We start from the raw sequence: 20,933 nt of genomic DNA on the forward strand, positions 1-20,933 counted from the left end.
TATCTCAAACATCAGAGGAGAAGCGCAAGGAAACACCGTGAAGTGAAGAGGGTCGTCAAAAAGGCTGAAATTCTCCATCAAAAGACGCGCCCTTCCATTGGTGTGAAGCATGGGCGTATCCCGTTGAACGGCCCAAGTTCATCCGCTTTGGGACAGCTTATCAAAGGGTTCAAGTATTAACCCAAAATATCAACCTGTGTGATTTTGATTCATTCTTTGAATGAACGAAATCACACAGGATACCAAGCGATAGCGCGGTAGGGTAGGCGTACAAAATTAGGGTGCCGGAGATATTGATCTATAAAGGTTGTCGAGAAAATCTTGACACATACCCGCACCAAGATGAAATTCTAAGTAATTATCCTTTCTAGGTAAAATGTAAACAGTAAATCCTTTTTCATTTAAATGGTATTCTTTTACTAGAACATTAATTTTGTGAATCACTTGATGAATAGAATCAATAATTTCCTTTGAATACGTAAGCCCTTTTTGTGAAAGTTTTATAGCGGGTATTAGAATCATATGAAATTCCCAATTTTTTTGAGGATGTTCTATTGCCCTTATCTCATTTTTCACAATGCGAAAATCTTGGCTGTCTACTTTGTTTATTTGAAATTCCCTTAAGAAGTGAAAATGTAATTGTCTTACTTCTTGTCTAGGCCCCCCATTTGTACACAACAAATAGTTATTATTTAAATGGCTTTCTTGGCTAATGACATTTGCTATGGTTAAACATTCCAATAAGTAAATTAACTCATTTTCCTTTATTTCAATGAAAGAGCTAATATGCTTTTTGGGGATGATTAAAATATGCCCCACTTGTATGGGTTTTGGATGATAGAACGAAACCGCATGTTTTGTTTTATATACTTTATTTACCGGAATAATTGAATAAAAAAATTTTAATGAAAACCCAATGATTCTTCCTGCAAAAGGCTTTTTAGAAAAACCAAACAATTTCTTTGCGATTAAAGATTTTATGGTAATTCCACCTTTCTTCCTAATTAAAACTCATTCTACAATTCCTAATTTCCTTCAAGCTATTATACCAAAACTTAAATACAAAATTGATTCATTTTTACAAAAATGTTTTTTATATATAATGGCTTTACCTTACCTCACAGTTAAGCACCTCAACGTTACCCCACACCTATGTGTCGCTTTTCCATGAAAGCATTTAAGGTTCCACGCCCTGTAAAAACGAGAAATAATGCCGATAAATAATTAAGGAAAGAAAGATCAATCATTGTAAAAAGTATCACAAAATCAAGCACTTCCGTGTGCCCGGCCCAAATTTCGGGGCGGCTCACCGTTTCTTAGACATTTTATTGATGTATTAGGTAAAGGGGATAGTGTCATGAGCGTCAGTCTGAAAAGTTTACGCTATAAAAATATGAAATTAGGGGTAAAATACGGTCTCGCTTTCGGCTTGACGATCTTGCTCTTTTTAGTTGCGACCATCATCATCTACATTCTTTTGAATCACGGCGAGCAAAAGATCCAAGTTTTTGATCGCGAAAGCAAGCGTGCAGTCGAGATCACCGAGATGGCTTCCTTATTTCGCGAACAGGATGTGCGGATTGCCGATTACTTATATACTCACGATCAGTCGGATGTAAAGGAATTTAAAAACGTTCAAAAGCAATTTAATGAATTGGCGAAAAAACTGAGGCCGGGCCTTAAAACCGAACAACAGAAAGGATACTTGGACGCCGTCGTCCAAAATAGCCTCAAGGTAAACGATCTGTTTCTTACGGAAATCGTTCCCGCGGTAGAAAAAGGTGATCAATCCAAGGTCCTTGGTTCCCGGTTAAATACCGAGCAACTGCGAAAGCAAACGGTGGATTTGCTTGAGCAATTGCGGAACACGGTCAATAAAGAAAAGGACGAAGCTGGCCAATCGGCGATGAACAGCATTGCCTCCACAACCATTTTATTAGTTATTGCCGTGCTCATTTGTGCGGTTTTGGGCACGCTCGGCATCTATTTTGTCCACCGCACCGTACAAAAAGGACTGGAGGGTGTGCTTCGCCTTTCCAATGAGGTTGCTAGCGGCAATTTGACCTCTGAGCCCGTCCTTTACGATGGTGAAGATGAGATCGGGAAATTGGCCTCATCCATGAATACGATGAAAGATGCTCTGAAAAACATCATCAAAGAAATCAGTGATGCGTCGCAGAAGGTTGCGCAAAATGGCGAATCCCTCGCAGCGTCTGTCGAGGAGGTCAGCGCGGCCAGCCAGCAAATCGCTGCGACAATGCAGGAGTTATCTTCAGGTACCGAAAAACAGGCAACATCGACCAATGATGCTTTTGGATTGATTTCAGAATTTATGAAACGTGTCGATGCCGAGTCGAAAAACGGAGAAGCGATCCGCAAGTCCTCCGAAGAAATCCTGACCATCACTGAAAAAGGCGAAGCGTTGATCGACCGTTCTCTTGAGCAAACCAAGGTGATTCACGATGTCGTCGAAGAGGCCGTGTCCAGGGTCGGGGCACTGGAAGAACAATCCCAACAAATTTCAAGGCTTGGGCAAGTCATTCAAGAAATCTCGGAGCAGACGAATTTACTTGCTTTGAACGCGGCGATTGAAGCGGCACGGGCGGGCGAGCACGGAAAAGGTTTTGCTGTCGTAGCCGATGAGATTCGGAAATTGTCCGATGAAGTTTCAAAATCAGTGGCAGAAATTGGCGGGATTGTCGCGGGCATTCAAAAGGAATCGAAAGCCGTTAGTGAGTCGCTGAAAAATGGCCATGAGCAAGTCAATGTCGGCATGAATCAAATGAAGGAAACCGGCTCTGCCTTTGAAAGGATTCATCACCGCATCCGCGAGATGGTTGGTCATATTCAAGCCATCACCGGAAGCCTGACCGAGATGAGTGATAACGGCAAAAATTTGGCACAGTCGATTGAAAACATCGCACAGGTTGCCGAGTCATCTTCCGCCGGCATTGAACAAACGGCGGCATCGACTGAAGAGACGAGCAGCATCGTTCAGGAAATGAAGGCAAGTGCCGACAATTTGGCCAAACTTGCGGAAGACTTACATTTTGTCGTTCAGATTTTCAAGTTGTAAATTGATACCACAGCTTTAAACGTCCCCTCCGGATGAAAACGGAAGGCAACGGATAGGTTGGACATTTGATTCGACCAAGCGCCTTGAATTGGTAAGACCATGAACAGAGTACGGAACAGAGAAAAGTCCCACCTCACACGTTATCCGCTGATTTGGACGATTGATTGTCCTAGTAAAAAATAAAATTTTTCTAGGCAAGCATAATGGCGAATTAGGCTCTACCTCCACCTAAAAGGCTTGCACTGGCTTTTTAATCAGGCCAGCATAAGATCAACTAAGGCTCTTCCTTCACCTAAAAGGCTTGCACTGGCTTTTTAATCAGGCCAGCATAAGATCAACTAAGGCTCTGCCTTCACCTAAAAGGCTTGGCAGAGCCAAGTTTCCTTTAGCAGAGCCAAGTTTCCTTTAGTTCTCCGAGACGAATCAGGAGGTTTCACATATGCGCACTGTCGTTGCCAAAGGAAAAAATATCGAGGAAGCTATTCGAAATGGGCTGAAAAAAATGAATGCGGACCGACAGGAAGTGGACGTTGAGGTCATTCAGCGGGGCTCGCCCGGCCTTTTAGGGATCGGAGCGAAACCGGCAATCGTAAAATTGTTCAAAAAAGAAACTACGGAAACAATGGCGACGGATGCGGGGATGGAGATGCAAACCAATGGGGCAAAGGGGAACGGAAACGGAACGGCGGTAGGGACAGAACCGCTTCTTTACGAGGAAAGCCAATGCGTTGATTTGAGCGGTGGCGTGCAGCGGATGGATGAAACGGTCGATCGGGCGACTGCCTCAGGCGATGAAAACGGCCCAGATCTATCCGGAGAATCCGCGCATGACGAGCGCGTCGCATCTAACACGAGGAACCTAGACGGCACGGTGTGGATCCAAAACGGCCAACTTTATTTTAAGTCGAGTCAAGACCATGAACCATCCGTTTCGATCGGTGAACACATCATCCTTTTAAAAAACGGCGTACCTGTATCCGAAAAAAACGTCACGCTCTCAGAAGGAAACGAATATGCGCTCCAAATTACATCGGATGAACAAAAGACAGTTTGGAAAATTACGTTCGATCAAAAGAAACTGAAAGCACTTTTATACGTGGAACCGGGTTACGTGATTCACAGAAAAATACGCGATATAGCCCCGGCGCGTCATCTCAAATTGGTGGTCGAGGAGAAAAAAGAGGTCATCAATCACCTCACCATTCCACAGGTCGTTGATAAATTAAAAGACTTGTGGGTCAGACAAGGATTGAATTATGACGAGATTACGAAAGCTACCCATGCGACGGAACCTGGTACGTATGAAGTGGCGACTGGTATAGAACCTGAAAATGGCAAGGACGGATGGCTGGAACTCTTGATGGAAGTTGATGCTAAAGACGATTGGCACGTTGATGAAAGCGGCCGCGTCAACTTCAAGGAACACCGGACAATTCCAATGGTAGAGAGCGGACAGGTGATCGCTATCGTACATCCGCCAATATCGGGCAAGCCCGGCTTGACCGTTACCAATGAACCACTGCCGCCTAATCCCACTCGCCCGCTCTTGGTGAAACTCGGCCCGGGCGTTACCCAAGAAGAAGACAAAATCGTGGCGACGGTGAGTGGACATCCAAAAGTCAAACGGAGCGGTCTGAAAGCGCAAATTTCAATCACCCAGAAAATCATTCATAAAGGTGACGTCGACTTAGCATCAGGTAACATCCGTTTTAAAGGCGATGTGGAAATTCAAGGCGCCATCAAAGATGGAATGGTCGTCGAAGCAGCTGGAGATATACTCGTACAATCCACCGTCAGTTTTGCCAAGTTAATCGCGACCGGATCGATCACGGCGCAAGGTAACGTCATCAGTTCAGAACTCACGGCGGGAAAAAACATGATGGTCTCAACCGAGATCGGGCGTTTGCTTAAAACGATCGAGGAGCAAGTGGAAAAATTAGTGGCCGCCGTCAAGCAATTGGTCCACGCTTCCATTTTAAAGCGCGGTGATTTTTCAAACCACATGCTGCCGGCTTCTGTTCATGCGATTATGGAAAGAAAATTCCAAGGTCTTATACCGCAAATCAAGCAATATAACGCACTCATCAAAAAACATCATGAAGATTTGGATGAACAATGGAAGGATGTCGCCGCTTCCTTGGAAAAGGTTTTCCTTGTAAAACCCACCCCGGCCATCAGCCTTCAAAATCTGGAAGCTTTATTGTCTAAATTGAAAAACCGGGGGGAATGGGACGGGAATTCTTACGAAGCGGATGTCCACATCACCGTCAACAGCGTGCAAAATAGCAAGCTGTATAGTAGCGGGGACATCATGGTCGTCAGCACGAAAGGATGCGTGAACTCGCAGATTCATGCGGGCGACCGTTTGAAAATCAATGGTACAGCCCGCGGCGGGGAATTGTACGGGGCTTCTGGAGCCGATATCGATACCGTCGGTTCGGAGATCGGCATCACGACGGTGATTGCCGTCCCGAGCGGGCAAACGATTAATATCAAAAAGGCGATGGAAGGAACCGTTCTCAAAATTGGCAGCGTGCAGAAAGAGATTAAAGAAACCACCTATAACATTCACGCGCGTTTGAAGGCAAACGGGGATATCGCAATAAGTTAGGTGATGAAAGCCGGCGGCAAAAACTTTCACATGGGGTGTTCTTGAGTGGCAGATATAGAAAATCCGAACCTTGCTTCAAAATCTACGAATAGAATTTGAAGGGGTTCGGATTGTTTCTATTAATTTATTTGGGATAGAAAAGCTGTCAAATTACACGATCCCGTGGATAAGTTTTGGCGGTTCGGCGTGATCGCTGATTTTGATGTTGGCGTAAATTTTTTCAATGACTTCGGCAACATCTTCGCGGTTGGAATGGATCGTGACAAGGGTTTCACCCGCTTGCACCGGATCACCAACTTTTTTATTGAGAACAAGACCGACAGCCAAATCGATTTTCGATTCTTTCGTGGCTCGGCCGGCACCGAGGAGCATAGCGGCAATGCCAATTTCATCGGCGACAATTTCCGAGATGACACCATCAGCTTTCGCCGGCACGTCAATTTGATAAGCCGCTTGCGGAAGTCTTTCCGGATGATCGACGACATCAGGGTTGCCGCCCTGGCTGGCAATGAATTCCCTGAATTTCGCCAATGCCTTGCCGCTTTGGATCGCTTCTTTCAGTTTTGCTTTTGCTTCTTCAAGAGACGCGGCTTTTTCTGCCAAATAGACCATTTGACTGCCTAAAGCGAGGCAAAGTTCTTCGAGATCCTTCGGCCCGTGACCGCGCAGGGTATCAATTGCTTCTTTCACTTCCAGCGCGTTGCCGATGGCGTAGCCTAAAGGCTGGCTCATGTCGGAGATGACCGCCATCGTTTTTCTCCCGACGTTATTGCCGATGCGAACCATCGCTTGAGCGAGCTCCCTTGCCTCTTCTTCGGTTTTCATAAAAGCACCGGCGCCGGTTTTGACGTCCAACACAATGGCATCGGAGCCAGCAGCAATTTTTTTGCTCATGATGGAACTGGCGATCAGCGGAATCGAGCTGACGGTCCCGGTGACGTCGCGCAAGGCATAAAGCTTTTTGTCGGCAGGGGTTAAGTTGCCGGTTTGGCCGATGACGGCGATTTTATGCTTGTTGACAAGTTCGATAAATTCTTCCTTGGTGATTTCGACATGGAAACCTTCAATGGATTCCAACTTGTCAATCGTGCCTCCGGTATGGCCGAGTCCGCGGCCGCTCATTTTGGCAATGGGAACGCCAAGAGAAGAGACAAGTGGTGCGAGGACCAGTGTCGTTGTATCGCCAACGCCGCCAGTCGAATGCTTATCCACTTTGATGCCTTCGATGGCAGTCAGGTCGATCGTCTCACCAGAATTGACCATGGCCATTGTTAAGTCAGCCCGTTCGCGTTCTGTCATGTCTCTGAAATAGATCGCCATGGCGAGTGCGCTCATTTGATAATCGGGAATGGCCCCTTTGGTATAGCTTTCTATAAGAAAATTAATTTCTTCAGTCGTTAATTCTTTACCGTCGCGTTTCTTTTCAATTAAGTCAACAGCTCTCATGTTGGTTCTCCTTCCTCAGAGTCAAATCAGGCCAAACTGCCTTTAAAGGAGTGAACGGTTTCTAAGGCGATTTCCATCATATCATTAAAAGTTGTCTGCCGTTCTTCGGCGGTTGTGACCTCGCCAGTCAGCAAATGGTCACTGACGGTCAGGATTGTTAAAGCCTTGACGCCGTATTTCGCAGCGAGCGTGTACAGAGCAGCTGTTTCCATTTCAACTGCGAGAACCCCGTGATCCATGAGCTTCTGTACGAATGTTTGGTCATCGCGGTAGAAGATGTCTGAGCTAAAAATGTTACCAACATGAAGGTTCAAACCTTTTTCGGTTCCTTTTTCATAAGCGCGTTTGAGCAATTGAAAGTCAGCAATCGGCGCAAAGTCGAAACCGCCAAAAACATGCTGGTTTAAGGATGAGTCCGTGCAGGAGGCTTGGGCCAAAATTACATCGCGCACATGCACGTCTTTTTGCATGGCGCCGCATGTACCGACACGAATGAGATTTTTGACGCCGTAATCCTTGATCAGTTCATTGACATAAATGCTGATCGATGGAATCCCCATTCCGGTCCCTTGGACGGAGATGCGGTGGCCTTTATAAGTTCCGGTAAAACCTAACATGCCGCGAACTTGGTTGTAACACACCACATCTTCCAAGTAATTCTCCGCTATATATTTGGCTCTGAGCGGGTCCCCTGGCAAAAGAATGGATTCGGCGATATCGCCCGGTTTGGCTCCGATATGAATAGACATACGCTCACTCCTTTATTTTAATTCGTTTAAAAAGCTTGTGCCGTTTGGCGGCATTTTCACTTGAAAGTTATCGGCAATGGTGGCGCCGACATCCGCAAACGTTTTCCGAAGCGGCAGTTCTTTTCCTCCATCGGCAAAACGCGGTGAGTAGACGAGAAGCGGCACATATTCACGAGTGTGGTCCGTTCCGCGGTATGTCGGGTCATTGCCGTGATCGGCTGTAATGATTAAAAGATCGTTGTCCGTCATTTTGTTCAAAACTTCGGGCAGTCGACGATCGAAATCTTCCAAAGCCTGGCCGTAGCCTTTAGGATCGCGACGGTGACCGTAAATCGCGTCGAAATCAACAAGATTCAAGAAGCTTAAGCCTGTAAACGATTCATCGAATACTGAAACCAATTTGTCCATCCCGTCCATATTCGATGACGTTCGGATGGCCCGAGTGACACCCTCGCCGTCGTAAATATCCGAGATTTTTCCTAAAGCGATCACATCGTAACCGGCATCTTTTAATTCGTTCATCGTTGTGCGGCCAAAAGGTTTGAGCGCATAATCATGACGGTTTGCCGTACGAGTGAAGTTTCCGGGTTCACCAATAAATGGCCGGGCGATGATCCGTCCAAGCATATAGGGATCTTCGCGTGTGATCTCACGGCAGAATTCGCAGATCTCATATAATTCCTTTAAAGGGACGATGTCTTCATGGGCGGCGATTTGCAAAACGGAATCGGCGGAGGTATAGACGATCAGCGCGCCGGTTTTCATGTGTTCTTCGCCCAGTTCCTTTATAATTTCTGTACCGCTTGCGGGTTTATTGCCAATGACTTTTCGTCCGGTTTTTTCCTCAATGCGGGAGATAAGTTCTTTAGGGAATCCGTCGGGGAAAACCCGGAAAGGGGTATCGATATAAAGGCCCATGATCTCCCAGTGCCCGGTCATCGTGTCTTTACTGGCGGATGCCTCTTGCATTTTTGTATAGTAGGCAAGAGGTTTGTCCGCCTTGGGAATGCCCGGAAGTTCGCGGATATTAGATAAACCGAGTTTCGCCATATTGGGCATGTTCAGTCCGCCGCATGCTTCGGCGATATGGCCCAACGTATCGACACCGAAATCATCGAATTGGGCGGCATCGGGGGCTTCCCCTATTCCTACAGAGTCAAGCACAATTAAATGAATTCGGTTAAATGCATGCATTTGTAAGACCTCTCTTTGTGGTTAATTAATATATAATCCTGCGACTGTGGCCGATAAGACGCTGACAAGAGTCGCACCATACAATAATTTTAACCCAAAACGGGCAACGACATTGCCTTGTTTTTCATGCAAGCCTTTAACGGCACCGGCAATGATCCCAATGGACGAGAAGTTGGCAAAGGAAACGAGGAATACCGACACAATCCCGACGGTCCGGGAAGATAAACCGGTTTCTTTGCTGAGATCCATCATGGCGACGAATTCATTCGCCATCATCTTGGTGGCCATAATGCTTCCGGCATCAACCGCTTCATGCCACGGCACACCCATCACGAAAGCGATCGGTGAGAAGATATAACCGAGTAACTCTTGGAACGAGATGCCGATAAGTCCGGAAAAAATGCCGTTAATAATAGCAATTAAGGCGACAAAGCCGATGAGCATGGCCGCAACGGTGATTGCGACTTTGAAACCGTCCATAATATATTCGCCGAGCATTTCGAAGAAGGATTGTTTTTCTTCTTCTTGGACATGCAGAATGTCTTCTTCTTTTTCAACGGTGTAAGGATTTAAAATCGATGCGATGATAAAGCCGCCGAATAGGTTCAAGACAAGGGCTGTAACGACATATCTCGGATCGATCATCGTCATATAAGCACCGACAATGGACATGGAGACCGTCGACATCGCGGAAGCGCATAATGTGTACAGACGATGTTTTGGCAATAAGCCGATTTGTTTTTTTACGGAAATAAAAACTTCGGATTGGCCGAGAATGGCGCTGGCCACCGCGTTGTAGGATTCAAGTTTTCCCATACCGTTCACTTTGCTTAGAACAAGCCCGATATACTTGATGATAAAGGGCAGTATTTTTGTATATTGCAGGATGCCGATCAGCGTTGAAATAAAGACGATCGGCAAAAGCACGTTTAGGAAGAACGGAGCTTGGCCTTTATTGGCAATCCCGCCGAACACAAAATTAACGCCTTCGCCTGCGTAGGCCATGAGTTTTTCAAATACGGAGGCAAAGCCACCAATGAGAAATTCACCGACGCTTGTGTTGAGTAACAAATACCCAAGAATCACTTGAAGCACTACCATGACCAAAAGCGGTCTGTAACGAATCTTTTTCTTGTTGTTGCTCGCGATAAAAGAAAGAAGGAAAACGACAAGTAAGCCTAAAAGGGCAATGAGAAATTTCATTGTGCACTCTCCTGGATGTAAAATAATATTTTTGCGATGAAGCGTTTGCAATGTTTCCAATAAATCGGTTATTTTTCCATATCTTTTGCCTTAAAAGCGCCGGGGAGAAGTTGAGCCATCGTCCATTCTTCCGTGTGCCCAGAAAGATTGGTTAAATAGATTTTGGTATTTTCATCGAAAAACTCAGCCATGACTTGCCTGCAGGCTCCACAAGGAGAAACAGGGCCTTCAGTGTCGGCAACGATGGCAATGGCATCGAATTTTTTATGGCCTTCGGAAACCGCTTTAAAAATTGCCGTCCGTTCGGCGCAGTTCGTTAAGCCAAATGAAGCATTTTCAATATTGCAGCCCTGATACACTTTTCCGTCCGTAAGAACCGCGGCACCCACGGCGAAGTGAGAAAATGGAACATAAGCATTCTTTCGCGCATCAATCGCTTTTTGGATTAAGTGATCTTTCAAAGGTATCCCTCCGTTTCATTTATGATGCCAAGTTAGCGAGTAGGTCGTGACGAGCATTCAGCGGGAGATGAAGCTCCCACTGAATGTTGCCGTCTATTTTAATAGGAAGAGGAGCCTTTGCCGCCTTCCATGATTTTCACTCCGGAACTCGTTCCGATTCGTGTGGCCCCAGCTTCAATCATTTTCATCATATCGTTATAGCTTCTGACGCCGCCCGAGGCTTTCACACCTGCTTGATCCCCGACGGTTTTCCGCATTAATGCGACATCTTCCACGGTCGCCCCGCCGGTTGAAAAGCCAGTGGATGTCTTGACAAAATCAGCACCTGCTTTTACGGCCAGCTCACAAGCGCGAACTTTTTCTTCTTCGGTCAACAGGCTCGTTTCAATAATAACTTTCACGAGGGCTTGTCCTGCGGCTTGAGCCACGACCGCCTTTATGTCATTTAAAACTAGTTCGTCATCATGGTCCTTTAAAGCACCGATGTTTATGACCATATCCACTTCGCTAGCGCCATTTTCAATCGCGTTTTTCGTTTCAAACGCTTTAACTTCTGATGTCGTCGCGCCGAGAGGAAAACCGATGACAGTGCAAACTTTCACATCAGAATCGGCGAGTTGTTGCTTGGCATAACTGACCCAAGTCGGATTGACACAAACGGATTTAAAGCCGTATTGCTTCGCTTCATCCGTCAATTTTTTGATTTCGGATTTGGTTGCGTCTGCACGTAGCAGTGTATGATCGATATAACCAGCTAGGTTCATGATTCACACCCCTTACAAAGTTAGCGTTTACAAACCCATTTAATATAATCGGGTAAAACTTTTTGCATAAGCATCATAGCACGAAAATGAACAAATGTAAACGTTTAAATGAAATTATGTTCAAAACAAATATAAAAAAATGACAGAAAGGTGACGGTGTTAGGAAGGCGGCCGAGCGCAAACAGTAAAAACCATTGCTGGTAAGGGGCGAAACAAGACGGCAAAACAGGGCGACTGACAACGGCGAAAAAAAATCGCTGTCATAAAAAAGTGACAGCGAAGAAGCAGGTTTGGCATAAAGCCATCAAGAGCCGTAAGAAGGTATTTAGGATGGCTGCATAAGCATTCGCCCATTCTGTTTCGAAGGCAAAAAGAAGAATGACAAAGCGCTGCCGTTTAGCGTTAAAAATGATGATCGAAATAGGCCCTTCGCGTTGAAACAAAGCAGTTGGCTACCGTTCAGCGAAAAAAGATGACAAAAAAGGTCGTTATGATAATAAGGCTTGGGCCGTAAATTGGTCCGTGATTAAAATATTGGCATAGTGTCCAGTTAATGCGCCGCGGATGGCGTCAATCTTCCGTTCGCCACCGGCGACAAGAATCGATTTTTCCTTTTCGCGTAAATCGTCGAGCTGAATGCCAACGGTGCGGTTATTGATTTCCTCGCTGCAGAGCTTTCCGTTACGATCAAAAAATCGTGAGCAGATATCACCAACGCCGATTCGCCGGAGCATGTTCTGTTCTTCTTTTGTCAAGTAATCGAGGCGGAACAATAGCGCATCTTCCTTAACGGTACCGCAAGTAAAGATGGCGATATTGGCTTGTCTTCCCAATTCAATGATTCTTTTAATATGCCGGTCTTCCACGACCAGTTCCTTAACGGTGACATTATCAAAAATGACGGGAAGGGGGAGGTGCATGGCGGCCGCTTGGAAGGCTTGGGCAAATAAATTGACCGTTTCCGTCGCAAAGGTGTTCACATGCGAATGACTTACCCCGCCTTTGAGCTGAACAATTTCCACACCTTTAACGGATTTTGGCTGTAGTTGCCGGGCCACCGAGTACATCGTTGTCCCCCATGTCACGCCGATGATATCACCGTCTTTAACGACCTCGTGTAGATAGTCAGCGGCTTTTTTGCTAATATGCTTTTGAATTTCATGGTACTCATTAAGAGGTGAGTAAGAGACGAACACTTCGTCTAAGCCATATTTTATTTTGAGCTCTTGACTTAGTGTGTTTAAGTCCTCGAGCGGATCGACGATACTAATCCGTACATAGCCGCGATCTTTGGCGTATTGCAGTAATCGGGAAACGGTCGGGCGCGAAATGCCAAGCTTTTTCGCGATGTCTTGCTGGCTCATATTTGCAGTATAGTACAATCGCGCCACTTTAATACTTAATGCTTGCTTTTCTTCATCGATCCTTAACATCGAAAATCACCTGGTATTCGTTAAATATTCGGGTCATGCGATCCTCTTGCAATTTTTTAATCCTACAAGAATCACCCGGAATTTGTTTAATATTCGATTCATGTCTCAAGTCCCTGTCCCAGCCCCCAAAAGTGACATAGGGACAGTCATCGCTTTTTAGTTTAACAGTTTAAATCGGTTGATGTCGAGGGACAGAGGGAAGGTTTAATTGTTCTGCTTTAGAAAAGGACCAGAAGATCTTTGTCCATACGGAGGTTTGTTATAATTGTCAGATCATCGTTTGATTAGAATCAGATTGGCAAGTCATGACGTGCAAATTCTTGCGATCATCAAGAAGCTAAATATTTTTAGCCTATTCATTGATTGATTTTATAGAAAGTCATAGTGGAGCTGCTTGCTCTTGCTATTGAAAGCTGTTTCATCCGTTAGTAGTCTTTGTCTTTGCCTTACAAAATAAACGTGATAGAATTTAAAAATAATATATTTTTTAATATGAATGAATTAAAAAAGTTGGAGTGAAAAGTATGACAAAAAATCAATTAGAAAGTTTAGATACGGTCATCGTCACGGGATATGCTAAGGCACCTCAAGGAACAGCAATGTTTGAGGTATATAAACACTCTGGTATTGTCTTAGAGATTAATTATAGAACGAATGTCATTGTTGATGCTGAATTTACTTTAATAACAGGTTTGGCACAAAGATATTTTAGAAAATTACTTATTGGCTATGACCTAACAAATGGGCTTGATGATTTGATCCGCCGCATTGAAACACACTATTTTGCACCTTCAACGAATTCCATTATTATTGCCTTAAAAACAGCTTATCAAAGGTATAATGAACAAAAAAATAGAGTATTAAGATAGGTTGGAATAATCTAAAATAAAAACTTTATTGACAAGTAAATCATTATTCTGATATTCTAGTCCTAGAAAGTTTAATAGTTTTTCTGCAACATTTCATAAGAAAAGCCATTTCTTAACTATGAAAGCGACCCTTTCATAATCATTAAGAAAGCATAGCTTTTCCATTAGAAATGAAGGTAAAAAAAACCTTTGTTTGTATATGGAAAAGCTATTTTTATTTTTTAAGGGGGGAATGAGTTTGTCGGAAGATATAAGCCGCATATCCATTGTTGGCGCGGGGACGATGGGTAGCGGGATTGCTCAATTGTTTTTGCATGAAAATGTAAGCGTCTTCTTAATTGATTCCATGGAGAAAGCCTTGGAACGAGCAAAGAAAAGAATCATTGACCAATTCGAGATGCTTTCCCACTATGGTCTATTTGATCGAAACAATATAGATCGTGTGATGGATAATCTTAAAACATCAGTTGAAATATCAGCAATAGCTGAGTCAGACCTCATCATAGAAGCCGTACCGGAAAAGCTATCTTTAAAACATGAAGTATTTCGTCAAATAGAAACGTATTGTCGTGATGAGGCGATTATCACCACCAATACTTCTGGTATTTCTATTAACGAAATTGTAAGTGTTTTAAAAAAACCTGATAGAGCCTTAGGGACGCATTTTTTTATGCCAGCAAATATCATCCCTTTGGTGGAAGTGGTCAGAAGCGACTACACTTCGAAAGAAACGATCGATAAAGTGATGCATCTTTTGCAAGCTGTAGGGAAAAAACCAGTCCTTATTAATAAAGATATTCCCGGATTTATTGCCAATCGCATACAACATGCATTGGCTCGAGAAGCGATTTCGCTCCTTGAGTCAGGGGTTGCAACTGCGGAGGATATTGATACAGTCGTTCGCTATAGCATTGGTATGCGGCTATTATTTACAGGTCCGCTTGAACAGCGTGACGTAAATGGCTTAGATATTCATCACGATATTGCCGCTTATTTGTATAAGGAGCTAGAAAACCGCCAAACTCCAGTACCTTTACTAACCTCAAAGGTTGAAAAAGGAGAACTTGGAATAAAAACAGGAAAAGGTTTTTATGAGTGGAATGAATCTCCGGAAACGATATTAAGAAGAAAAAACGATCAGCTCTACAAATTGATCTATTGGATGAAAAATAACATTTAGGAGGTTTAGTATATGACAAAGATTACCAATTTTTTCACTAATTTAATGCGTAAATATTTGCCGGATCCATTTGTTTTTGCAATTGGCTTGACGCTATTAACAATTATTTTGGCAATGGTTGTTGAAGGAAAAGGATTCATGTCCACCACAAAAGCTTGGGGGGATGGGTTTTGGAATCTCCTTGCCTTCACTACACAAATGGCCGTTATTTTGGCGATGGGCTATGTGTTAGCCAGTGCACCACTTGTAGACAAGTTATTAACAAAAATCGTTAATAAAGTAGAAAAACCTAGGACAGCTATCATTGTTGCAACATTAGTTGGAGCCATCGGTAGTTATCTTAACTGGGGTTTTGGTCTTGTTATCGGTGGAATTATGGCGAAAAAATTAGCTTCGAAGGTGAAAGGTGTCCACTATCCTTTAATTATTGCCGCTGCATATAGCGGATTTACGATGTATGGTTTGGGATTATCCGCAAGTATTCCAGTTTTGATCTCGACACCTGGACATCCTTTAGAAAAAGAGATGGGTGTTATAGGACTTTCACAAACAATATTCTCTCTGCCGATGATTATTACTAGTGTCGTCGTTGTTGTGACATTACCGATACTCAATGCCTTGCTCCATCCAAAACGGGCAGAGGATATTATCGAATATGATCCATCCATTGAAGCAGAAAAAGAGGTTGCAGCCGCATCCGCTGAAAGTTTATTAGCTAACAACACGATTGCCAATAAGTTAAATAATAGTCGTATATTAAGTCTTCTTATAGGGATAGTCGGCATCGTTTATATTATTTCGTACTTTGTTGGTGGTCGTTCAATAGATTTGAACATGATTAACTTCATTATTCTCTTTTTAGGTATTATTCTTTTGGGAACCCCTGCCAATTATGTGGCAAAACTTAACGATGGGATTAAAACGATTTCAGGTATTATACTACAATATCCTTTTTATGCTGGGATTATGGCAATCATGGCCGCTTCAGGTCTCGTTACCACCATTTCAAAGTTATTTGTTGATATGTCCAATGCGGCAACACTTCCATTTTGGGGGATTATTAGTTCCTTTGTCATCAATTTCTTTGCACCATCCGGAGGTGGGCACTGGGTTGTACAAGGACCATTTATGATCGATGCTGCTAAAGAGCTCGGGGCATCACTAAGTCAAACATCAATGTCTGTTATGCTTGGTAACGCTTGGAACGATTTGGTCCAACCTTTCTGGCTCCTGCCTGCTCTTGCTTTATCCAAATTAAAACTCAAAGATGTTATGGGTTATACGGTTGTTTCTATGTTTTGGGTCGGCATTATCTATGTTGTTGCCGTTCTTTTGTGGGGATATCTAGGTTAATCATTGAAAATTGATTTCGGAGGGGAAGTTTATGAAAATCGTTGACTTATCTGTCCTTCTTTACGATGGTTTGGTCTCTTTTCCGTCTCATCCCAAAATGGTCGTAATGGATTATGAAACAAAGGCAAAATCTAAAGCAAGGTACATTCCTCCTTGCGAGGGTTTTAATAGTAAGATTTTTATGATGTCGGATCATGGGGGCACACATTTGGATGCACCATACCATTTCTTTGATGATGGTTTAACGATCGAAGAGATTCCGCTTGAAGCCGTTATGGGTGAGGCCGTTCTCATTGATGTATCTGATAAAGACCCGGATCAGCCTGTTACAAGAGAAATGGTTGAAGCCAAAGTGAAAGAGAAACAATTAGTCATCAAAGAGGGAGATATTGTATTCTTCCGGTGTTGGCCAAAAGAATGGCAAGCGGAAGGCTTCTTTGATTGTAAGGCATTAGACGGATCGGTTGGTGACTGGGTAATTGAAAATAAAGTAAAAGCAATTGGTTTGGACCTTCCAAATGCAGATATAAATGAAAATATGCGCAGGGATGTTCACTTGAAACTATTAGGCAGGAACATCTTAATTATGGAAAACGTTGTTCATTTAGATCAACTGACCAAAGATCGCTTCTATTTTATTGGGACACCGTTAAATTTGAAAGGCATGACTGGTTCGCCGATTCGGGCCATCGCGATTGAAGAATGGTAAAATAAAAAGTTTTAAAACGCATGGGAAGTCAAAATCTTAATGATGGAATAGAACGATTCCATTGAAATTAAGGTTGCCTAGTCTTTCCCAAGAGAAGGGGTAGGAGTAGCTCTTTTCTGGGGACTAGGCCTTTTATCTATCTGAATAGAAAAATGTAAGGAGATAGAAATGATGGGGAAAATACTTGAAGCAAGAAAGGCTTTAGAAAAAATACAATCAGGTCAAACCTTAATGGTTGGCGGCTTCGGATTAGTAGGTGCCCCGTTAACACTTATTGATGAATTGACCCAACTTGACGTCTATAATTTGACAATTATAAGTAATAACCTTGGTGAAGCCGGGAAAGGATTAGGCATACTGCTTCGGCAAGGAAAGATAAAAAAGGCAATAGGTTCTTATTTTACAAGTAATAGAGAAGTTGGAGATGCCTATAACAAAGGTGAAATTGATATTCAATTGCTTCCACAGGGGACTTTTGCTGAATCGATTCGTGCTGGTGGAGCTGGTCTTGGAGGTTATTATACAAGAACCGGCGTCGATACAGAACTTAGTAAAGGCAAGGAAATTCGCGAAATAAATGGCGTACGCTATTTATTCGAGCCGGCGTTAACAGCGGATGTTGCTTTGATTAAGGCTCATAAGGCAGATAAACTCGGAAACCTCACTTACTATAAAACGGGACGTAATTTTAATCCCATAATGGCAACCGCAGCTAAGTATGTGATTGCCGAAGTGGATGAAATTGTTGATACCGGCGCCCTTTCTCCGGAGGAAATTGTGACACCACATCTTTTTGTAAATGCGATCGTTTTGAGTAAAAAGATTTTAACAAAGGAAGGGGTCGTTACACGATGAGTGATGAGGTGCTAACTGCAAAAGAGCTTATTGCCAAAAGAGCGGCATCTGAATTAAAAGAGAATCATGTTGTTAACTTAGGTATTGGCATTCCAACATTAGTTGCCAAATACGTTCAATCCGATTCGATATTTTTTCATACAGAAAATGGTTTATTAGGTGTCAAGGAATTATCTGATGAGAGCGAGTATGATCCATTTCGAGTGAATGCTGGCAAATTGCCGGTCGGCGAAATGTTAGGGGCATCATACTTTGATAGTGCTACTTCATTTGCCATGATCCGTGGCTCACATGTCGACGTTGCTATATTGGGAACTTTACAAGTGGATGAAGAAGGGTTGATTGCCAATTGGGCGGTACCTGGAAAGAACATCATGGGTGTCGGTGGGGCAATGGATCTTCTTGTTGGTGCGAAAAAGATCATCGTGACGACTTTTCATACCAATAAAAGTGGGGAATCTAAGTTGGTTAAAAAGTGTACCTACCCGATCACTTCTATTCGGAAAGTCGATATGATTATCACCGAACTGGCTGTGTTTGAACGGAAAAATGAAGAATGGCACTTAATTGAAGTGATGCCAAACGCCACATTCCAACAAGTTATGGATCACACTGAATTTTCGTTTAAAGTTGATGAATCTCTCACCCAATTCGATAAGGGGTTGTTACGATGAATCGTAAAGTCTATGTTGTCAGTGCACAAAGAACTGCGGTTGGAAAATTGGGAGGAACATTGAAGGATGTGACACCCGATAATTTGCTTTTACCTTTATATAATAATTTACTTGAAAAAGAACTTGTACCCGTAGAAATGATTGATGAGGTCATTATTGGTCAAGCTAAACAATCACAAGATCAATCGAATATTGCGAGATATTCACTTTTAAAAGCGAGATTACCTGAATCATTACCGGGTTATACGGTACATCGTCAATGTGGATCCGGGATGCAGGCCATTCATAATGCTTACATGTCGATTGCAAGCGGGCTAAATGATGTGGTGATTGCCGGTGGAGTAGAAAGCATGAGTACGGCACCCTATTATCTACGTCATGCAAGATTTGGTTATGGTTCAGGGAATGCTGAATTACTTGACCCTAATAAAGAAAGTCAACCAGGTTCACAGCCGGAAGAAATATATGGGAGATTCACCATGGGACTGACGGCGGAAAACCTCGCCGAAGAATATTCCATTAGCCGTGAGGAACAAGATCAATTTGCACTAAACAGCCAGTTAAAAGCTAAAAAAGCGATCGAATCCGGTGAATTTAAAGATGAAATCGTTCCGGTTGTAGTTCCACAGCGCAAAAAACCTCCCATTATTTTTGAAGTAGATGAGCATCCCCGTGAGACAAGCCTTGAAAAATTGGCGAGTTTAAAGCCTGTTTTCAAAGAAAATGGGACAGTTACGGCAGGAAATGCATCCGGTTTAAATGACGGGGCCTCCATGTTACTGATTGTTTCAGAGGACATTGTGAACCGTTTTAATCTTAAACCACTTGCAGAAATTATCGGGCTTGGAGTAGCGGGTGTTGCTCCTGATCGAATGGGAATTGGTCCAGTTGAAGCGACAAGGAAAGCCCTAAAATCTACCGATCTCAAATTGGACCAAATGGATCTTATAGAGTTAAACGAAGCATTTGCCGCTCAATCCCTCGCAGTTATTAAAGAAATAGGATTAGATCAAAGCAAGGTAAATGTTAACGGTGGGGCAATTGCTTTAGGACATCCGATAGGAAATAGTGGCGCACGCATATGTGTTACTTTAATCCATGCCATGAAGAAAAGGGAAGTTGAATATGGTTTGGCCACATTGTGTACAGCTGGCGGTCAAGGGATAACAACCATATTTAAACGCGTAGAAAATTAACGCGGAATCTTAAATCCGATGAAAAACGCTTTTGGAACATGACGTTTTCTTCAATGTGTCCATTTGAAAAAATTTAAAAAAGGAAGAGTCGAATGAAAGCTATTGTTAAGAATTCAGCCGAACCTTTTGATATTTCCATTAAGGAATTAGATCTTGGTATTGTTGGTAATAAAGATGTCCTTGTAAAAGTATCGGCCGTAGGGATCTGTGGGAGCGACCTTCATATGTATGCGGGTCACGGCGGTTATGATTGGATTCAATATCCCCTTGTCTTTGGTCATGAAATCACAGGCACTGTCGTTAAAGTCGGTGCTGACATTGATGGTTCGTTAGTCGGTCAAAGGGTCGTTATCAATCCTTATATTGCATGCGGCCACTGCGAATTTTGCCTAAAGGGTGAGGAGAATCGCTGCGATTCAGGGGAGTTTTTCGCGGAGAAACGCCCACCAAAATCACTGCAATATGGATTTAGAAAAAATGGCGGAATGTCGGAGTTTTTAATTGTACCTGAGAAAAACATTATTATTCTTGAAAATAATATTTCCGATGAAGTGGGAGCTATTCTAGAAGCCATTGCCGTTGGGGTGACCGCGGTTGAAAAAATTAATCGTATTGATGAAAAATCGATCGCCGTCTTTGGACCGGGTCCAATTGGCCTCGCCATTGTTAGTATTCTCTCAGGTCTTCATGTGAAGAAACTCGTTGTGGCAGGCGTTTCAGGGGATGAACAAAGATTAGAGAAAGCGAAAGAACTTGGTGCACATGAAACAGTTATTCTTGGTGAGAATGCCACTGAAGATTTGCTTTCCTTTAATACTGCGGGTTTTGACTCTGTATTTGATAGTTCGGGGCATCACTCCGTTCCCAAAACCGCCGTTTCCATTTTGAAAAAAGGCGGTGAAATGATATTAGTAGGTATATCAAACAATGAGTTTTCCCTTCCTATGGATCAAGTGGTTCGCGGAGAAATTCAAATTAAGGGGAGTTATGGTATTACAAATGAAAGTTTCCGTAAAACAGTCGCTTATGCTGCCAAGCAAGAATTTCCATTTGAAAAGTTGATTACTGGAATCTTTTCTTATAATCAAGCAAAAGAGGCCTTCCAAAATGCCTTAAACCGGGCTCCGGGTAAAACGATCATTACTTTCAAATAAAATGGA

General features: G+C 43.3%; 18 protein-coding genes and 1 pseudogene. 11 read left to right on the forward strand and 8 right to left on the reverse strand.

The genetic code is table 11. The annotated features are described in order from the left end of the window. A pseudogene (locus H532_RS20695) lies at window positions 1–180 on the forward strand (ISLre2 family transposase); the annotation flags it as partial. 96 nt (window positions 181–276) lie between these two features. Here the strand turns inward: H532_RS20695 and H532_RS19590 are convergent. Beyond that, entirely contained in the window at window positions 277–957 is a 681-nt protein-coding gene (locus H532_RS19590; protein ID WP_051263258.1) for an HIT domain-containing protein, read from the reverse strand. 400 nt (window positions 958–1,357) lie between these two features. On the opposite strand from H532_RS19590, the gene H532_RS0110145 reads away from it, so the two are divergent. Beyond that, the gene (locus H532_RS0110145) at window positions 1,358–3,076 is read left to right on the forward strand and encodes a methyl-accepting chemotaxis protein (protein WP_027725394.1); all 1,719 of its coding nucleotides are present in this window, start codon (window positions 1,358–1,360) and stop codon (window positions 3,074–3,076) included. 439 nt (window positions 3,077–3,515) lie between these two features. Beyond that, a complete protein-coding gene (locus H532_RS0110150; protein ID WP_027725395.1) occupies window positions 3,516–5,687 on the forward strand; it encodes a FapA family protein in 2,172 nt (723 codons plus the stop codon). A 150-nt stretch (window positions 5,688–5,837) separates the two neighbouring features. Here H532_RS0110150 and H532_RS0110155 read toward each other — a convergent pair whose 3' ends face one another. From H532_RS0110155 to H532_RS0110190, 7 genes are all read right to left on the reverse strand, one after another. Continuing rightward, window positions 5,838–7,133: a pyrimidine-nucleoside phosphorylase gene (locus H532_RS0110155; RefSeq protein WP_027725396.1), complete on the reverse strand. Its 1,296-nt coding sequence runs from the start codon at window positions 7,131–7,133 to the stop codon at window positions 5,838–5,840. A 26-nt stretch (window positions 7,134–7,159) separates the two neighbouring features. Beyond that, on the reverse strand, window positions 7,160–7,882 hold the full coding sequence (gene deoD / locus H532_RS0110160; RefSeq protein ID WP_027725397.1) for a purine-nucleoside phosphorylase: 723 nt from the start codon (window positions 7,880–7,882) through the stop codon (window positions 7,160–7,162). A gap of 12 nt (window positions 7,883–7,894) precedes the next feature. Further along, window positions 7,895–9,076, reverse strand: coding sequence for a phosphopentomutase (deoB, locus tag H532_RS0110165; RefSeq protein ID WP_027725398.1), 1,182 nt, complete (start codon window positions 9,074–9,076; stop codon window positions 7,895–7,897). A 21-nt stretch (window positions 9,077–9,097) separates the two neighbouring features. Further along, window positions 9,098–10,279, reverse strand: a complete 1,182-nt coding sequence (locus tag H532_RS0110170; RefSeq protein WP_027725399.1) for a NupC/NupG family nucleoside CNT transporter — start codon at window positions 10,277–10,279, stop codon at window positions 9,098–9,100. 68 nt (window positions 10,280–10,347) lie between these two features. Continuing rightward, the gene (locus H532_RS0110175) at window positions 10,348–10,740 is read right to left on the reverse strand and encodes a cytidine deaminase (protein WP_027725400.1); all 393 of its coding nucleotides are present in this window, start codon (window positions 10,738–10,740) and stop codon (window positions 10,348–10,350) included. 98 nt (window positions 10,741–10,838) lie between these two features. Then, a complete protein-coding gene (gene deoC, locus H532_RS0110180) occupies window positions 10,839–11,504 on the reverse strand; it encodes a deoxyribose-phosphate aldolase (RefSeq protein ID WP_027725401.1) in 666 nt (221 codons plus the stop codon). 488 nt (window positions 11,505–11,992) lie between these two features. Continuing rightward, window positions 11,993–12,928: a DNA-binding transcriptional repressor DeoR gene (locus H532_RS0110190; protein WP_027725403.1), complete on the reverse strand. Its 936-nt coding sequence runs from the start codon at window positions 12,926–12,928 to the stop codon at window positions 11,993–11,995. 533 nt (window positions 12,929–13,461) lie between these two features. Between H532_RS0110190 and H532_RS0110195 the strand changes: the two genes are divergently transcribed. The 8 genes from H532_RS0110195 (at window position 13,462) to H532_RS0110230 (ending at window position 20,927) form a co-directional block, all read left to right on the forward strand. Then, the gene (locus H532_RS0110195) at window positions 13,462–13,806 is read left to right on the forward strand and encodes a DUF3870 domain-containing protein (protein ID WP_027725404.1); all 345 of its coding nucleotides are present in this window, start codon (window positions 13,462–13,464) and stop codon (window positions 13,804–13,806) included. A 238-nt stretch (window positions 13,807–14,044) separates the two neighbouring features. After that, entirely contained in the window at window positions 14,045–14,986 is a 942-nt protein-coding gene (locus H532_RS0110200) for a 3-hydroxyacyl-CoA dehydrogenase NAD-binding domain-containing protein (protein WP_245566448.1), read from the forward strand. Between the two features lie 12 nt (window positions 14,987–14,998). Next, window positions 14,999–16,339: a short-chain fatty acid transporter gene (locus tag H532_RS0110205; protein ID WP_027725406.1), complete on the forward strand. Its 1,341-nt coding sequence runs from the start codon at window positions 14,999–15,001 to the stop codon at window positions 16,337–16,339. Between the two features lie 31 nt (window positions 16,340–16,370). Continuing rightward, window positions 16,371–17,048, forward strand: a complete 678-nt coding sequence (locus tag H532_RS0110210) for a cyclase family protein (RefSeq protein ID WP_027725407.1) — start codon at window positions 16,371–16,373, stop codon at window positions 17,046–17,048. A 171-nt stretch (window positions 17,049–17,219) separates the two neighbouring features. Further along, the gene (locus tag H532_RS0110215) at window positions 17,220–17,903 is read left to right on the forward strand and encodes a CoA transferase subunit A (RefSeq protein ID WP_038112136.1); all 684 of its coding nucleotides are present in this window, start codon (window positions 17,220–17,222) and stop codon (window positions 17,901–17,903) included. Beyond that, window positions 17,900–18,577: a 3-oxoacid CoA-transferase subunit B gene (locus tag H532_RS0110220; RefSeq protein WP_027725409.1), complete on the forward strand. Its 678-nt coding sequence runs from the start codon at window positions 17,900–17,902 to the stop codon at window positions 18,575–18,577. The genes H532_RS0110215 and H532_RS0110220 overlap by 4 nt, the downstream gene beginning before the upstream one ends. Further along, window positions 18,574–19,773 carry a thiolase family protein gene (locus H532_RS0110225; protein ID WP_027725410.1) on the forward strand — a complete coding sequence of 400 codons (1,200 nt, stop codon included), beginning with the start codon at window positions 18,574–18,576 and terminating at the stop codon, window positions 19,771–19,773. Before H532_RS0110220 ends, H532_RS0110225 begins: the two co-directional genes overlap by 4 nt. A 92-nt stretch (window positions 19,774–19,865) precedes the next feature. After that, window positions 19,866–20,927: a zinc-dependent alcohol dehydrogenase gene (locus H532_RS0110230; protein WP_027725411.1), complete on the forward strand. Its 1,062-nt coding sequence runs from the start codon at window positions 19,866–19,868 to the stop codon at window positions 20,925–20,927. Window positions 20,928–20,933: the final 6 nt, after the last annotated feature.

This window comes from Tuberibacillus calidus DSM 17572, from assembly GCF_000430685.1.
In the GTDB taxonomy this organism is placed as follows: Bacteria; Bacillota; Bacilli; order Bacillales; family Sporolactobacillaceae; genus Tuberibacillus; species Tuberibacillus calidus.

What these genes read in the sequence shown, in the direction of transcription:
- H532_RS0110145 (WP_027725394.1), top strand. Translation starts at nt 1,358, where the DNA reads ATGAGCGTCAGTCTGAAAAGTTTACGCTATAAAAATATGAAATTAGGG.
- H532_RS0110150 (WP_027725395.1), top strand. Translation starts at nt 3,516, where the DNA reads ATGCGCACTGTCGTTGCCAAAGGAAAAAATATCGAGGAAGCTATTCGA.
- H532_RS0110155 (WP_027725396.1), bottom strand. Translation starts at nt 7,133, where the DNA reads ATGAGAGCTGTTGACTTAATTGAAAAGAAACGCGACGGTAAAGAATTA.
- deoD (WP_027725397.1), bottom strand. Translation starts at nt 7,882, where the DNA reads ATGTCTATTCATATCGGAGCCAAACCGGGCGATATCGCCGAATCCATT.
- deoB (WP_027725398.1), bottom strand. Translation starts at nt 9,076, where the DNA reads ATGCATGCATTTAACCGAATTCATTTAATTGTGCTTGACTCTGTAGGA.
- H532_RS0110170 (WP_027725399.1), bottom strand. Translation starts at nt 10,279, where the DNA reads ATGAAATTTCTCATTGCCCTTTTAGGCTTACTTGTCGTTTTCCTTCTT.
- deoC (WP_027725401.1), bottom strand. Translation starts at nt 11,504, where the DNA reads ATGAACCTAGCTGGTTATATCGATCATACACTGCTACGTGCAGACGCA.
- H532_RS0110195 (WP_027725404.1), top strand. Translation starts at nt 13,462, where the DNA reads ATGACAAAAAATCAATTAGAAAGTTTAGATACGGTCATCGTCACGGGA.
- H532_RS0110205 (WP_027725406.1), top strand. Translation starts at nt 14,999, where the DNA reads ATGACAAAGATTACCAATTTTTTCACTAATTTAATGCGTAAATATTTG.
- H532_RS0110210 (WP_027725407.1), top strand. Translation starts at nt 16,371, where the DNA reads ATGAAAATCGTTGACTTATCTGTCCTTCTTTACGATGGTTTGGTCTCT.
- H532_RS0110215 (WP_038112136.1), top strand. Translation starts at nt 17,220, where the DNA reads ATGGGGAAAATACTTGAAGCAAGAAAGGCTTTAGAAAAAATACAATCA.
- H532_RS0110220 (WP_027725409.1), top strand. Translation starts at nt 17,900, where the DNA reads ATGAGTGATGAGGTGCTAACTGCAAAAGAGCTTATTGCCAAAAGAGCG.
- H532_RS0110225 (WP_027725410.1), top strand. Translation starts at nt 18,574, where the DNA reads ATGAATCGTAAAGTCTATGTTGTCAGTGCACAAAGAACTGCGGTTGGA.
- H532_RS0110230 (WP_027725411.1), top strand. Translation starts at nt 19,866, where the DNA reads ATGAAAGCTATTGTTAAGAATTCAGCCGAACCTTTTGATATTTCCATT.